Below are 13,917 nucleotides of genomic sequence, written 5' to 3'. Positions count from 1 at the left end.
TGGCACGTTTCAATAATCATAAGAAAGGATGTGAAGTAGTTGAAACAGAAAAAACAAATATTAATTAGTATTCTATGCATTGTAATCATCCTTTCTGTGGTTGGTTTGATGTATTACTTAAACATTAAAAATAGTTCTTATAAAGACTTGAATATTACATTTAAAAATCCACAAGAAGTATATGAAGTGGAAACACAACTAGATGCAATATCATTCATTAAGAGTACTAGCAAAAATATTACAGACATTCAATATCCAAAAATTGATACATCACAAATTGGTGAACATGCATATTTATTTATTGCATTTGATAAGTTTGGAAATCAAAAAGAATTTCCTTTGATTTTAACTTTCGTTGATCCGATACTTCCAGAACTAGAATTGAGTAAATATGAAATCTCAATAGTGGAAGATGAAAGCATTGAACTTGAAAAGTTAGTTGTTAAAGCTGAGGATCCATTAGATGGAAAATTAGAAGTAAATATCAAAAAACCTAAAGACTATCTGAAAGTTGGGACTCATAAAATAAAATACTCAATAAAAGATAAAAATGGAAACTTAGTGGAAAAAGAGTTGATTCTTACTGTCACAAAAAAAGAAATTAAAAAGCCTGCTCAGGAAGAAAGTAAATCATCTCAACCATCAAATGAAATCAATCAAAATCAGCCAGAGCAAAACACTCCAGGTAATGTTGATTCCATTACAAACAATATTCCTGGTAATACAACCATGCAGACTCCAGGTAATAAGAAATTTTTATTCTCAGATGGGTATGACATGTTAACTGCACCTAAAGCTTGTGCTTCGTATATTTTTGAAGAGAATGGTGCCTATGTTGGATATAAGAGTTGTGTAAATCTTTATGGCGATGATGGTTTACCAATTGGCCAAGAAGCAATATTTCGCTAAGGAGGGACATTGATGATACATGTATAAATTATTTAAAGAAGCTATGGAGATCATTCGATGCTCCAATGATCAGGAGAACAAGAAAAAAGCAATTAAAGTTGTTAATGATTTGAAAGACTTATATCCAAATCTATTCATTCTATTTATGTTGGAATTATTAAAGACATGCGACAAAGTCAAAGAAGATATAAGCAAGCTATATACATTCAAATCAAAACTTACAATCCAAAAGATGACAGCTCAAGAGATTCATCAACTGCAAGATGTATTCATAAAAAAATACATGAAAGGAGATGCTGATCAATGAAGAGCATTAACATAGATAGGATTAAAAAAATTGTATTTATGATTTTGAGAATAAGTATCGCATATTTCTTTATTATTGGAATCTTCACATTCCAAGTCTTAAATACAAAAAATGAAAGTGTATTAGGTTTCACTTTAAATCAAGCTCAACAGAGCCTCGTAGAGCACAGTTTCTATGAGATGGTATTAACTGGCGTCACATTCTTTACAGTGGTTGTGTACCTCGTTAAACGAGCTTTAAACAAAAGAAAAATAAACAAACAAAAAGGTGGTGCTAAATATGTTGTTTAAACGTAAGCAACGCATGGCCGACTACCCTGATAAAGAGAAATCAGAAATTGTAGATGAGTATTCATCTGAAATGTCTGAAAACCTTCTCAAAGAATGGAAAAAGGTCAATAGAAAGAAAACTATAAAAAATTGGATCATAACATTAATAGTTTTGTTAGGGGTTTTTGGTGGATATAAATCACTGTTTAGTTCGGAAAAAACAGTTGTCCCCACTGAAGTAACTGATGCAACTTTTGTAAAACAATATGCAGAGAATTACTACAGCTACCCTACCTCTGAGCAAAGTAAAAAATACATTGATAAGTTTACGATCAATAATGATGAATCAATTAGTTACTCACAAGATGTTGAATATGTCAGTATCTCAAACGTTCAAATCTACGATGTGAAAGTACTAGCTACTAATTCATATAGATACTATGCAACAGCATCGATGCACACGAAGGTAAAGGATACAGATGAAGTAACTAAGGAAATCTGTTTCTCAATTGATTACATAAAAGAAGGTAAAAAGTATTTTGTTGTTAAACCAGTTAAATTCGTAAGTTCATCAATTAGATCGATTGATGAAGAAAACAAGAGCAAATACAAATTTGAACCTGATTCATCAAATGAACAAATGACTGACAAAGAAAAAGAGGATGTAAAACAAACAATAGATTTATTCCTGAAGACTTACAACGATGACTACCAGCAAGCGAAATTATTGACATCAGGAAAGAGTGTGATTGATAAATTAGATCCAAATACAAAATTAACATTGGATGCAATTCAATCTACTAGTAAAGATGATGATACTTACTACATCACTACTAAGGTAGTTGAGGAATATAGCGATGTAATAACTATGAAACGTAGCTACTATTTTGAAGTAAGTAGGGATAAAAATAAAATAACAAAAATGGAGGTATACTAATGGATTTTTTAAATACAGATTTTTTTAACTTTATATGGAAATTACTTGTGACACTAGGTTTCATTGGATTATCAACTGGTTTAGTACGCAGTGCTGCAGAATCATTAAAACGCACTGGAAAATGGACTTCAGTATTAGATGAAATAGCTGTTGGAATATTGATTATTTTCGTTTATATAATCATAATGACAAATCCTGCAAGTACAGTATTTGAATTCGTTAAGAAACCACTTGTGTTCCTATGGGACATTGTCTTGAATCTACTTAGACAAGTAGGAATGCCAATATAGGTAAATACAATGGCATCATATAACTACACAATAGCAGAGGAGTACAAATCAAAATTTGTGATTCCTTATATTGGTTTAGAATTTTCAGGGTGGACTAGTCTAGTAACTGCCATCCTTGGGATTCTAACAATCGGACTAGGATTAGGATTTCCTTTATCTCTTATTTTAGGAACTAACGGATTTTTTATTTCCTTTGGTTTAGCAGTAACAAGTTCTTTCATTTTTGTTGCATACAACAATGAGATGAATAACGAAACTGGAACAACAAAGGTTCAAGAGATCTTCTACCTAAGAATCAAGCAGTACCGAAAAGTCTATGATAGAAATGGAATTCCTAGATATCTGCAAAAGAAGAAGAAAGGAGTCTTGTACAGTGCACGTAGGTAAAATACACACATATGGAAATATTACATACCACAAAGAAGTAATAACTTACTTTTATAAAGTTAAGCCAATAAATTCTCTTTTTGCATCTGAGACGCAAAAGGATACGCTACTTGAAAAGTTTAAAGATCTTATACTGGATGTAAACATGCCTGGTTTCTTTTTTGTTAAACCAAAAGAAGTTAATCGGAAAAAGATCCTGCAGACATATGCTGAGACGTTTAAAGAAAATGGAGACCCAGAGTTTTTAGATCTAGCTAAAGACTATATCAAATCGATTCAAGAAATTCTAAGTGAATCAATTAAATATCGATATGAAATATTTTTCTGCTTCACTGATGGTAGAAGTGAGATGAAACGAAGAAAAAAAATTAGTGTGTTTCCTGTAAGTAATGATGCACTTGGGAAAGATGAACTCTCTCTATATCAAATTGCTGAAGAAGAAATCTTTAAGAAAATGTCAAAACATATTGATACAACTAAAGTTAACGAAGAAATTGAAATAGAAAAATTAATGAATTATCTAGCAGTACCGACCGAAAAGTCTATTGATGATTATTGGGTAACTGAACATTCATCTATGTTGGAATATGAAATAGTTCCAACAAAAGGTAATGAAAATCAAAAGTTATATACCACAACTTTAGTTGCATCGAAGTTCAATCGATTAGCAGTAAACGATGTTGCTGATGATGTAATTAATGGACTTCAGTTAGGAGCATATCCAACAGATGTAATGGTTAAGTTCGATCTTGTGCATACCAAACAGTTTATAAAAAATATGACTGCTAAAAATGAATCGATTAAGAAAGCTCAAAAAAGATATATATCCTTGACGGATCGAAAAGATAAAGAAGCAATAAAAGGAACAATCCTTTCTAAATCTGCAATGGAACTTGATGAATCGATTGAACAAAGTAAAGTAAGATGGCAACTATATTTTAGGATTCGTTCAAATGATGAAAAAATGCTCGAAAAAAGAAGAGAGTCTTTGAGAAGTAAGTTTAAGTCAAGTCGAATTGAGCTGTCTGTAGAAATAGGAAAACAAATTACTCTTGCAAACAACTTGTTTCCTTACAGAAACGAATTTAAACGGTATATACAATCTACTGATATTGCTTACTTAGCAAGATACAATTTCCTAGGTGGTATTTACATTGGTGAAGAGGACACTGGAATTATTGAGACATTCACAAGACCAGGTGATCTCCCAGTGCTTTATGACACTAGGAAAATTTTAGAAGGAAAAGCAAAAACAAATGCACCTACCACAGTTTATTGTGGAGAAACAGGTGGAGGAAAAACGCAGATGTGTGACCACAAAGTTTTTGTAGGTGTTATATTTTATGCACGTAGATCACTAACTATTGATCCTAAGGGGGACAGAATAAAGAAAATAGAAATGCTTGGAGATAAAGCGAGTCATTTGATTATAGGTGCAGAAGACAATCCAGATGGGATGCTTGATGCCTTTCTTATGAATAGTGACAACAGTAGAAAAGCATTAGCAGAAGCAAAAGCAAATATAGATGCTTTAGTTACTGCACACGATCGAAAGGGTAATGTTGTAATCCCCTATCATAATATAAACAGTGCGTTTGATGACATGGCTAAAGATGTTGAAACAGGAAAACAAAAACAGATGACGTTTACTAGTTTGCTCGAGCATCTTAAAGCATATGATGAAGATGTTGCCAATTTAGTATTAAGTACGAGAAGAGATCCAATCGCAAGGTTGTTCTTTGCTAACCAGGATACCAAAATCGATAAAGCATTCAATTTAAACAAGAGATACAATTTAGTTACTTTTGCAGAAGTGCCTTTGTATGACATGAATGGAAATGTTATGAAGTTCAATCCAAATCACCAACGCCAAGCGATATTTGCAATCTGTATGTCTAAGGTAACAGGTATCATTAACAGTTTTGCACGTTCTTATCCTGACGAAGATAAGGAAGTAACATTTGATGAATACAAAGTTTGGAAATCTGTTCCAGGAGGAGAAAATGTTGTAATCAATACAGTTATGACTGCTCGCTCACTACGTTGTTTCGTTAACGTCATCAGCCAACAATTCTCAGACATTAATTCAGAAATTTTAAATAACACAGGACAGATTTATGTTGGTTCATTAAAGTCGCAAAAAGAAATTGAGTATGTTCTTGAAGAGATGAAGTTAGAAAATCACAACATTGTGAGAAACGCACTTATCGACAGAACGCAAATTGAAGGTGCAGATGAAAGTAAGAAGTACGTCTTCTTGTTTCAAGACTATAACAACCGAAAATCACTGGCAAAGTTAATCATGCCTAGAACGTTCAAAGAGGCTTTTAAAACGTTAAAAGACAGAAATGATACAAATACACACAAAAATGAAAGTGAAGCCACTGAACACGACGTTTTAAGCCCCAACGAGGATAAATCAATATGGGCTCAATAAGAAAACTATCAATAGCTGTACTTATGTTTTTAGCTGTATTTTCTTCTGTAAATATTGGCCAACAAACATCTGCAGATCCATCGAAAACCGTTTTGCTTAAAACAGATGAAAAAGCAGAAGATGAAAAGAACTCTGAGGAAAAAAATAAAGAATCTGATAAAGAATCAGGTGGAGATAGTACTGGAGGTAGCTGTGATGCTTATGTTAGCGATAAAGAAAAACAACAGTGCTTAAAAGATCGTGAAGCAAGTCTTAAGACTGCAGATTTTTATACACAAGCAATTATGTCGTTAGATCCAACAATCGCTGAAAAAGAAGTGAATGAGGATTATATAAAGAATTTCTCAAACTCATCAGTCACAGCTTTAGCTTACGACATAAGTTTATTTGATCCAGAGACAATCGTTATGGCAATTATCAACCTAGTCATATCATTAATTGAAATGATAGGGTTATTTATCTCGCTTCTTGTTCTGATTATCTATAACGTTGCCAGTTCAACATTTTGGATGGTAATAATAAATACTATCTTCACTCAAGTTGATAATGTACTTTTCAACTGGAGTGATCCAAATTCATACTTTATGAAATTGGTATTTCTATTTGGAATGTTGGCACTAGCAAGAAAGCTAGCTCAGTCAAAGACAAAGATTTTTACGATGAAAGTACTCATCAACTCAATTGTTGAAGTTGTAGTGAGTTGTATGATGGTAGTATTCATTGCTCAATATGGAAGACCAATCATCTTACATGTAGAAAACTTATTAACTACATCAGTTGTGCAAACATTTAGCTTCTCAAGTAGTGACGAGAAGATAGATCCTGAAATCGAGAACAAACGTATTATTTTTGACACTCTACAAAAGCAAGGATTTATTCTTCGTCACTTTGGTGTAGTTGATGAAAGTAGGATCAGTAATATTAACACTGGTGATTATCAAGGAAAAGGTGAAGGAGAGATAATAAAGTACTCCAATGCAGATAGAGTGGCCAATCTACTTAACGATCCTTCAACTGCAAATGCAAAAATGGAAAGACAAGCATTTGGAAGTACAAATATTGCATATAATACTGGACAAACTCTTCAAATACTTGGTTTATCTATAGTATTCGGAGTACATAGATTGCTACTTGGAATTCTCTTTGGTTCAGGAGGGTTGATATTAATAGGGCTAGGGTTAGTGAAAGAAGTCCTGTTGGCGATAAGTGTATATGCATTAGTTATAATGCTTTGGAGACAGAATAAAGGAATTGCTGGTAATTGGTTTGCATCACGCATGCAGTGGTCGATATTGTTCATGCTAGCAAGCATAATATTTAGTATCATGAATTTCTTTATCAATCAATTAGTAATAGAGGTCACCAAATATGGACTTCTATTGATAATTGTTTTAGATATTATATTAGTCATTTTAATGAAGTATCTATGGGATAACAAAGAAGAAATTTGGAAAAAAATAACTGCTGATATTAGTGGTGGTGAAGTGGGTGCACTAGAAGTGGCCAAAATGGTACTCACTGGAGATATTACACCAGGTAATGTTCTAGAAAACAGAACAGACAGACGGAAAAAAGAAAAAGAAGAAAACGATCAATTGAACGATTTTGATGATAAGGATCCTAATAGAAGTAAATCATCATTAAGTAATGAAGACGAAAAGGAATTGGCAGACAAAGATATTGACGATTCTTCTGAAGATATTACTGAAGATGACTTAGATCTGAATGCAGATGCATCTGAGGATGTAGTAAATCCTGATCTAGATGAAGAAGATACTTCTAATGCGAATTCTAACTCAGATACAGAAATAAATACTGAGGAAAGTGAAACCTCTAATGATCAGGATAACGATCAAAGCATCAATGATGAAAATGAGGATATCAAGGAAAAATCTACTGATGAAATGACATCAAGTGATGAAGATAAAACTATGGATGATATAGTAAATGATCTTGATGAACATACAAAACAGAAGAAACAAGAAACTCCTACCTCAGATGATTCAACAGATAAATTATTTGAAGACGATAAGGATCTTAATGAAACAAACGAAAACCATAAGGATAAACAAAAAAATGAGTCATCTGACAACGAATCGATGCAAAGAAAATCGCCTTCACTTGATGGCGATAATCTAAGTGATATTGAACTAGAAATGACCACTAATGATAGATCAGTACAAACTCCTGATATCTCTGATCACAAAGTAAAACAAGACAAAGAAAATGAAATTGATTCATTTATGGATGATCTACTCGTAGGAAAGGATAAAAACAAAGATGAAGAGGATATTTAAACTATTTACAATATCCTTCGTCTTTCTTATTGGATTCACTATGATGTGCTTCCCCTTAGCATTTGTAAAAAGTGGGAGCATCGGAAGTCATGACAGTGATAAAGGAGGGCATACAGGCGATATTGTAGAGACAAATGGAGACTTTGGGTTTGTCTATGCAAAAAATGATGTACCATCCTCCAGAGGCGTTATACAAGGCGTGCATGCAGGAATTGACTTTAATGGTGGCTATGGAACTGATGTGCTAGCTATTTGCGATGCAGTCGTATATAAAGCATCGAATACATGTGATCCAAATGGTGGATACTTGGGCAACTGGTGTCCATTTGATGAAGTTTCAGGTGGTGGGAATTACGTAGTGCTTACATTCAGTTATGAGGGTAAACAATACTATGCACAATACGATCACATGTCTAAAGTATACGTTAAGACTGGTGACAAAGTTAAACGTGGCCAAAAGGTTGGAGCTGAGGGACATTCAGGAAACAGCACAGGAAGTCATTTGCATTTTGAGGTTCATTATGGTGGATTGTATACAGGTTCGTATACTAACTTAATCAATCCAAGAGCATGGTGGGAATAAGAATTGTGCCAGTGACTGGCACAATAGAAAGGAGGGATGAATTTGTATCAAATTCTTCCTAAAAGAAATTATAAATTTAATCCTGAAGGATTGATGAATTTGCTAAAAACGTTTGTAGCAAACAAACGTAAAGGTATTTTGAAAACTATTATGGCAAAACCAAACTATGTTTATATTTATGACTGTGATGAAAAAGGTAAGACTTCCATTTATTTAATTAATAGAAGTAGTAAAAATAATCAAGGTTTGAAACAAAATATAGAGACGTTCTTAGCTGGTCAAGCAGAAGTGTTTGAGGTAGATAAGACTCTACCAGAATATAAACACAAGTCGACCTTGTACTTACCAAACAGAAATAATCAAAGTGGAAAGAGAAAGCTCGCTCAATTTATGAATGAATCAATAAACGCAAGCATACTTTCCTCGCTTACAAAAAATACAAGAATCGTAATCGAGTTTGATGTCTATCGATCGAAAAGTTCAGGAGAACAAAGACCGATAATGCGACAAACCACAGATGTAGAAATTGAACTAATATTAACAGTAGAAGCTAAAACGAAGTATCAAAATGGTGAACTGAATGCTATTGCAAACAATATCAGCTCACTTACTGCAGGAGAACAATATTTCTTCATCGATTACAAAGAGACGTTTAAAGAATCTCGAATCAGTGGAATGGAATTCATGAACTTAATGCAGATCCCTACATTGTTAAAAGCATCTGAAGAAATATTATCAAAGTATTATCATCTTTTCCCAAATCAAAGGACACTCGATGAAAAAGAGTTTTCTAAAGGAGTAAAAATTGGTAAGCTTTCTCATCCCTTACAAACTTCTCGAGACGTTCTTTTAGATTATGTAACAGCTAGAAAGCACGGTTTCATAAGTGGAACAACTGGATCTGGTAAAACATCAGTATTTGAAGAAATTGCTAGAGATATTATTCATGCAAAGCTTGAAGGAAAGAAAACTCCAGGATTTACATTGTTTGATCCTAAGGAGTCTGCAGCTCTTGGTGTAATTGACATTCTTTTGAAGTTTCAGAGTGATGGATATGATATAGATCCACTGTTAGAAAAAATGGTGTATGTAGATATGCAAAATGATGACTATATATTCCCAATATCTTTACTAAACAAGAACACAGATTCTGTCGAAATTCTAGATTTCTTCAAGACTTTATATGGTGATCAAAAAACAATCCAAGTTGACCGTCATATGACAACTGCAATCGAATGTTTACTTAAGGATCCTGAAGAAGAACATTCAATCAGTGATTTAGAGAAAATATTCAGTAAAGACTCAAATTATAGAGAAGTTCTTGCGAGTCGATTACGTTCAAATATTTATGCACAGGATCTTATCGAGTTTTTAACAGATACAAAAATGACGCCTGATATAATCAATCCTATTTACAATCGAGTGAGCTCCTTCAAGAATACTCCTCAGAAAAAACTGATGTTTGGAGTTACAAGTGAACACGGAATGCTTTCTAAAATTCGTACATGGATGGATGAGGGGTATATTATTTTGATGAATATAAAGGGTATGTCCGACTTCGATATTAATGTAATTGTTGGATATTTATCACTTCAGTATTATTTGACGATGTTAAAAAGACCATCCTTCTCGCTCCTACACATGATTTTTGTAGATGAAGCTCATAAAGTACAGCTTCCAATATTCCATACTATAGGTGCAGTAGGTCGTGAACAAGGTTTAGCAATTTGGACAATGACACAATTTGCTGAACAATTTGCACCCGATTATAAAAAGGAATTATTCGGAAACATAAATACGTTCATTTCTATGCGACAAGCTCCCCAGGGAGCTAATGATCTAGCAAATCAAATTCCTGGAGGAACAGTCAAATCAACTGATCTAACTTCATTACCAGATTGTACAGGTTATTTTACAAGTGAAGATAACAAAGCAATTAAAAGTGTTCTAATCAAAGCACAATTGCCTTATCGATACATAAATGGAAAGTTAGTTAATTATCTTGATGAACTTGAAGTACAAGAGAATCAAAACAAAAACAGGAAGTTTGCAAACCAGCTTATGGCACGTGATTGCTTATCAAAATCAGAAGCAGAACGTATTGTATTTAAATCACATTTCGATAGAAAAGAACTAGAAGAATATGAGACGGAATTACTTAGTGAAGGAGATAGTCTCCTCTCTGTCGAGAAAGGAAATATATGGGAAAATTTAGACGATTAAGCTATAACTTCAGACGTACTGTAAGTGGAGGAAATATAAGTCGAATCATTGCAAGGATGAAATACAAAGGTGTGAAAATGTTACCTAAGCAATTTCAACGTCCATTGATTCTATTCTTCGCCTTACTTGGATTATGGGGTTATATTCAATTACTGATACGTATTACGGAAAGTAAGTATTTAATCTTAGTGATCAACTGGATTGCTTCAGGAGTACATATTATCACTAACACAGCTGGAGTAGGAATTACTTCGTTGATCTTTATTATCCTGATTGCATGGGGTGTGTTTCGTTACATTACAGACATATCTGAAGATAAAAAAGGTTCAGCTACACCAGGAGTATATCGAACAATCAACATGTATATCACGCTGATGTATGTTGTTGTTACAGTGCTAGCAATCATACCTTATCTGATACCCTATCTGCAATCGTAAATAGTCATTATTAACTATGCCAAAAAGTGTGCCGAACTCTGTGCCAATTACTGTGCCATTCACTGTCCGACATACGGCACAGTAATTGGCACAGTAATTGACTAAATAATCCCATGAATAAAGGACTTATTAAAAAATACCATAAACAAAAATGATTAAACTAGTTACCTTTTTTCATAAAAAAACAACTCTTACCATATGGACATGGACTATACCCAACCATCTGAGAGCCTTTAACACGATAAAACACTTAATAATACTTACTAAATAAACAGTAAATAAATGAGTAAACATAATACAAATAAATAAGTAAACTAGTTAATACTATTATTATTTGTACCAATGAATGGTACAAATGAAAGGAGGACTATGGGACATAAAACACAACCAAGAATCGATGAAGAAGACATGAAGTTATTGGAACTCATATCAATTTATGGTTTTGTTGACATGTGCTTCATTTTACGGTTTTACAAAACCACCTGCAGACAAGAGACAGTTGAGCGACGAATCACTCAGCTTGCGAAATATCAGTTTCTTGAGGTAAGAAAAATGTTCATACCTCATGATTATGTTGCTTCATCAAAGACAGGTTATAAAACAATTACATTAGGGAAACTTGGCTTGCAGATGATGAATGCTTCAGGATATGCAGTTACTGACTACAGAGCTACACTACGTAACTCTGCAAGTTATAGAGTTTACCATCAAGTACAAGTGGCCACTGTCTGTGAGTCAATGAAGAAACAGTTCAATGAGAGTAAAGAAAGTAAATTTAGAATAGATAGAGTACTAAGTGAAAAAGATTCAATATTACCAAATAGAACAAATCAACCTGATGCGATATTACTATTTGAAAGGAAGGATTCAGATATACCAGGTAAAATTGCAATCTTTGTTGAGATTGAAAGATCTTATGCATCTAAAGATAGAATCAACAGCAAACTTGAAAGTTACTATATTGCGATCCATGATAAATTATACAATCGGCATCTAAAGATCCCCATTGTTGGCCAAAGAGTATTGTTTGTTTCGCAAACGGATCTGCAGAGTGAGACAATTATGGCCAAAGTAGAACAAAGTACTTATATAAAAGATATTGAAGTTTTAGTTGCTAAGTATTCTGATGCATGCGATCACGCATTGAATGAAGTGTACTATGAGCCTTCACTTAGAAAAAAGTTTAAACTACTGCAAAGAATAGATAGGAGTGAAAATTAGAAATGATACGTTCATTTGAAGAATTAAAAAAGATGTATCCAGTCAATCAGCAATACAATTGCTGGGGAGATAAAGTTCCTGAGACTGCACATGAATCAATTGAGGGAATGAGAGAATTCATTGCTTGCTACATAGCTAGTGATGATGTAATAGTTAATGATGATCAGTTTGAGTTCTCACCATATGAATAACTGAAACAAATTGATGTTCATACGTTTCCTTGATAGAATAGAAAAAACGGAAGGAATTTAGAATGAAGAATAAAATAAATGTAAGCAGTCTTGTTAAAGTTAGCATGTGTATGGGGATACTCTTAGGAGGTTTAGCAGGATGTAAATCAGCAATGACTGACGAAGAAAAACTTGATCATTGTGATCAGAAATTACAAGAGAAATATGGACCTAGAGGTGGAGAGCATAAAAAAGAACTACAAGAGTGTATAGATAATCTATAATATCTAAAATGAGAAAAATTGATGTAGAAGTGTTGGTGCTGGAAGATGGGAAAATGCGAAAGCCATCATTTATATTAATTGGTGATCTAAAGTTAAGAATCGACTCTTTCTCAAAACCAAGAAAGAAGTACTATCAAGCCAATTCAAAAGCATGGATTTATTCAGTTAAAGTTGGCCAAAATCAATTCGATTTATACAACGACATAAATACATGCAAATGGTTTGTAGATGGTGATTATCATTTGTTTAGGAATTACTATCCAACACAAGATTTACCTTTCTAGTGTTCAGACTTGCCAAATTGGTAAGTCTTTTTTGATATTTCTATACACAACTTACACAACAAATCACTTGACTTATACACAACATACACACTATAATGAGAGTGTCTTTACAGGAGGTGGTGTTATGCCATATACACCTGGAGAGATGATGAGATTATTGAATCGTAATGGTTTTACTTGCATTCGTGTGAGAGGGTCACATTACAGATTTTATAACAAGTCATCTAAAAGGTCTGTGACAGTTCCAAATCACAGTAAAGACTTAAAAAAAGGTACGGAGCATCAAATTCTTAAAGATGCAGGTTTACTTCATCTAAAGAAGTAGAGCTCCCTACTTTTCATAAAGGAGTGTGAGGACACATGAAAAAATATATTTATCCTGCAATCTTTGAGTTTGCTACTGATGGTATCACTGTTCGTTTCCCTGATCTTCCTGGAGTCATTACTGAAGGTGACACAATTGATCAAGCACATGAGATGGCTGTAGAAGCATTAGGGGAATATATTGAGCTTGCATTGGAAGGTAAAGAACAATTGTATGAACCAACTCATATCAAAGATATTAAATTAACAAGTGATGCAGAGCAAAAAGCATTGATTGCTGTAGACATGAACCAGTGGCTAAAAAAATACAGTCAAGCTTCGATCAGAAAGAACGTCTCTATTCCGATCTGGTTGAATGAAAAAGTACAGGAATATGATGTCAATGTTTCTGCAGTACTTAAAAGTGCCTTAATTGACTACATTGCTAAAATCGAGAAATAAAAGGAAAGAGCAATTAATTCTTTAATGTCATTAAGTTAAGTAATAGAATTGTAAGAGGGATCAATTAATTTTGACCCCTCTTTTTTTCTATTGACTTTTACTACAAAATTTGGGCGC

Annotated in this window: 16 protein-coding genes; all 16 read left to right on the top strand. The window is 33.4% G+C overall.

Annotation, left to right across the window (positions count from 1 at the left end):
* Positions 1 to 39: 39 nt before the first annotated feature.
* The gene (locus M2098_RS09790; RefSeq protein ID WP_280684034.1) at positions 40 to 909 is read left to right on the top strand and encodes a hypothetical protein; all 870 of its coding nucleotides are present in this window, start codon (positions 40 to 42) and stop codon (positions 907 to 909) included.
* A gap of 19 nt (positions 910 to 928) precedes the next feature.
* A complete protein-coding gene (locus M2098_RS09785) occupies positions 929 to 1,216 on the top strand; it encodes a hypothetical protein (RefSeq protein ID WP_280684036.1) in 288 nt (95 codons plus the stop codon).
* Positions 1,217 to 1,495: 279 nt separating this feature from the next.
* Positions 1,496 to 2,422, top strand: a complete 927-nt coding sequence (locus M2098_RS09780) for a hypothetical protein (RefSeq protein WP_280684038.1) — start codon at positions 1,496 to 1,498, stop codon at positions 2,420 to 2,422.
* Positions 2,422 to 2,712 (top strand): hypothetical protein, encoded by a 291-nt coding sequence (locus M2098_RS09775; RefSeq protein ID WP_280684040.1) that lies wholly within the window; start codon positions 2,422 to 2,424, stop codon positions 2,710 to 2,712. Before M2098_RS09780 ends, M2098_RS09775 begins: the two co-directional genes overlap by 1 nt.
* A 9-nt stretch (positions 2,713 to 2,721) precedes the next feature.
* Positions 2,722 to 3,099, top strand: coding sequence for a hypothetical protein (locus M2098_RS09770; RefSeq protein WP_280684042.1), 378 nt, complete (start codon positions 2,722 to 2,724; stop codon positions 3,097 to 3,099).
* Between the two features lie 145 nt (positions 3,100 to 3,244).
* Positions 3,245 to 5,536 carry an ATP-binding protein gene (locus tag M2098_RS09765; protein ID WP_280684044.1) on the top strand — a complete coding sequence of 764 codons (2,292 nt, stop codon included), beginning with the start codon at positions 3,245 to 3,247 and terminating at the stop codon, positions 5,534 to 5,536.
* Positions 5,524 to 7,833 carry a hypothetical protein gene (locus tag M2098_RS09760; RefSeq protein WP_280684046.1) on the top strand — a complete coding sequence of 770 codons (2,310 nt, stop codon included), beginning with the start codon at positions 5,524 to 5,526 and terminating at the stop codon, positions 7,831 to 7,833. Before M2098_RS09765 ends, M2098_RS09760 begins: the two co-directional genes overlap by 13 nt.
* A gap of 40 nt (positions 7,834 to 7,873) precedes the next feature.
* Positions 7,874 to 8,416: a M23 family metallopeptidase gene (locus M2098_RS09755; protein WP_280684048.1), complete on the top strand. Its 543-nt coding sequence runs from the start codon at positions 7,874 to 7,876 to the stop codon at positions 8,414 to 8,416.
* A 36-nt stretch (positions 8,417 to 8,452) separates the two neighbouring features.
* Positions 8,453 to 10,639: a hypothetical protein gene (locus tag M2098_RS09750; RefSeq protein ID WP_280686205.1), complete on the top strand. Its 2,187-nt coding sequence runs from the start codon at positions 8,453 to 8,455 to the stop codon at positions 10,637 to 10,639.
* Positions 10,618 to 11,076, top strand: coding sequence for a hypothetical protein (locus tag M2098_RS09745; protein ID WP_280684052.1), 459 nt, complete (start codon positions 10,618 to 10,620; stop codon positions 11,074 to 11,076). Before M2098_RS09750 ends, M2098_RS09745 begins: the two co-directional genes overlap by 22 nt.
* A 369-nt stretch (positions 11,077 to 11,445) precedes the next feature.
* Complete coding sequence (locus M2098_RS09740) at positions 11,446 to 12,297, top strand: hypothetical protein (protein WP_280684054.1); 852 nt, start codon at positions 11,446 to 11,448, stop codon at positions 12,295 to 12,297.
* 2 nt (positions 12,298 to 12,299) lie between these two features.
* A complete protein-coding gene (locus M2098_RS09735) occupies positions 12,300 to 12,488 on the top strand; it encodes a hypothetical protein (RefSeq protein WP_280684056.1) in 189 nt (62 codons plus the stop codon).
* A 62-nt stretch (positions 12,489 to 12,550) separates the two neighbouring features.
* The gene (locus M2098_RS09730) at positions 12,551 to 12,751 is read left to right on the top strand and encodes a hypothetical protein (protein WP_280684058.1); all 201 of its coding nucleotides are present in this window, start codon (positions 12,551 to 12,553) and stop codon (positions 12,749 to 12,751) included.
* Positions 12,752 to 12,759: 8 nt separating this feature from the next.
* The gene (locus M2098_RS09725; RefSeq protein WP_280684060.1) at positions 12,760 to 13,035 is read left to right on the top strand and encodes a hypothetical protein; all 276 of its coding nucleotides are present in this window, start codon (positions 12,760 to 12,762) and stop codon (positions 13,033 to 13,035) included.
* On the top strand, positions 12,980 to 13,360 hold the full coding sequence (locus M2098_RS11575; protein WP_348521604.1) for a type II toxin-antitoxin system HicA family toxin: 381 nt from the start codon (positions 12,980 to 12,982) through the stop codon (positions 13,358 to 13,360). The genes M2098_RS09725 and M2098_RS11575 overlap by 56 nt, the downstream gene beginning before the upstream one ends.
* A 35-nt stretch (positions 13,361 to 13,395) precedes the next feature.
* Positions 13,396 to 13,800 (top strand): type II toxin-antitoxin system HicB family antitoxin, encoded by a 405-nt coding sequence (locus tag M2098_RS09715; RefSeq protein ID WP_280684062.1) that lies wholly within the window; start codon positions 13,396 to 13,398, stop codon positions 13,798 to 13,800.
* Positions 13,801 to 13,917 lie beyond the last annotated feature (117 nt).

Source organism: Breznakia sp. PFB1-19 (assembly GCF_029893935.1).
Taxonomy (GTDB): domain Bacteria; phylum Bacillota_I; class Bacilli_A; order Erysipelotrichales; family Erysipelotrichaceae; genus Breznakia; species Breznakia blatticola.
Note: the sequence above shows the minus strand (reverse complement) of the source record. Positions and strands in the feature narration are given on the sequence as shown.

Bases quoted from the DNA above. Each gene is read 5' to 3' on its own strand.
- M2098_RS09785 (WP_280684036.1), top strand. From the start codon at position 929: ATGTATAAATTATTTAAAGAAGCTATGGAGATCATTCGATGCTCCAAT.
- M2098_RS09780 (WP_280684038.1), top strand. From the start codon at position 1,496: ATGTTGTTTAAACGTAAGCAACGCATGGCCGACTACCCTGATAAAGAG.
- M2098_RS09775 (WP_280684040.1), top strand. From the start codon at position 2,422: ATGGATTTTTTAAATACAGATTTTTTTAACTTTATATGGAAATTACTT.
- M2098_RS09770 (WP_280684042.1), top strand. From the start codon at position 2,722: ATGGCATCATATAACTACACAATAGCAGAGGAGTACAAATCAAAATTT.
- M2098_RS09765 (WP_280684044.1), top strand. From the start codon at position 3,245: ATGCCTGGTTTCTTTTTTGTTAAACCAAAAGAAGTTAATCGGAAAAAG.
- M2098_RS09760 (WP_280684046.1), top strand. From the start codon at position 5,524: ATGGGCTCAATAAGAAAACTATCAATAGCTGTACTTATGTTTTTAGCT.
- M2098_RS09755 (WP_280684048.1), top strand. From the start codon at position 7,874: ATGATGTGCTTCCCCTTAGCATTTGTAAAAAGTGGGAGCATCGGAAGT.
- M2098_RS09750 (WP_280686205.1), top strand. From the start codon at position 8,453: ATGAATTTGTATCAAATTCTTCCTAAAAGAAATTATAAATTTAATCCT.
- M2098_RS09745 (WP_280684052.1), top strand. From the start codon at position 10,618: ATGGGAAAATTTAGACGATTAAGCTATAACTTCAGACGTACTGTAAGT.
- M2098_RS09740 (WP_280684054.1), top strand. From the start codon at position 11,446: ATGGGACATAAAACACAACCAAGAATCGATGAAGAAGACATGAAGTTA.
- M2098_RS09735 (WP_280684056.1), top strand. From the start codon at position 12,300: ATGATACGTTCATTTGAAGAATTAAAAAAGATGTATCCAGTCAATCAG.
- M2098_RS09730 (WP_280684058.1), top strand. From the start codon at position 12,551: ATGAAGAATAAAATAAATGTAAGCAGTCTTGTTAAAGTTAGCATGTGT.
- M2098_RS09725 (WP_280684060.1), top strand. From the start codon at position 12,760: ATGAGAAAAATTGATGTAGAAGTGTTGGTGCTGGAAGATGGGAAAATG.
- M2098_RS11575 (WP_348521604.1), top strand. From the start codon at position 12,980: ATGGTGATTATCATTTGTTTAGGAATTACTATCCAACACAAGATTTAC.
- M2098_RS09715 (WP_280684062.1), top strand. From the start codon at position 13,396: ATGAAAAAATATATTTATCCTGCAATCTTTGAGTTTGCTACTGATGGT.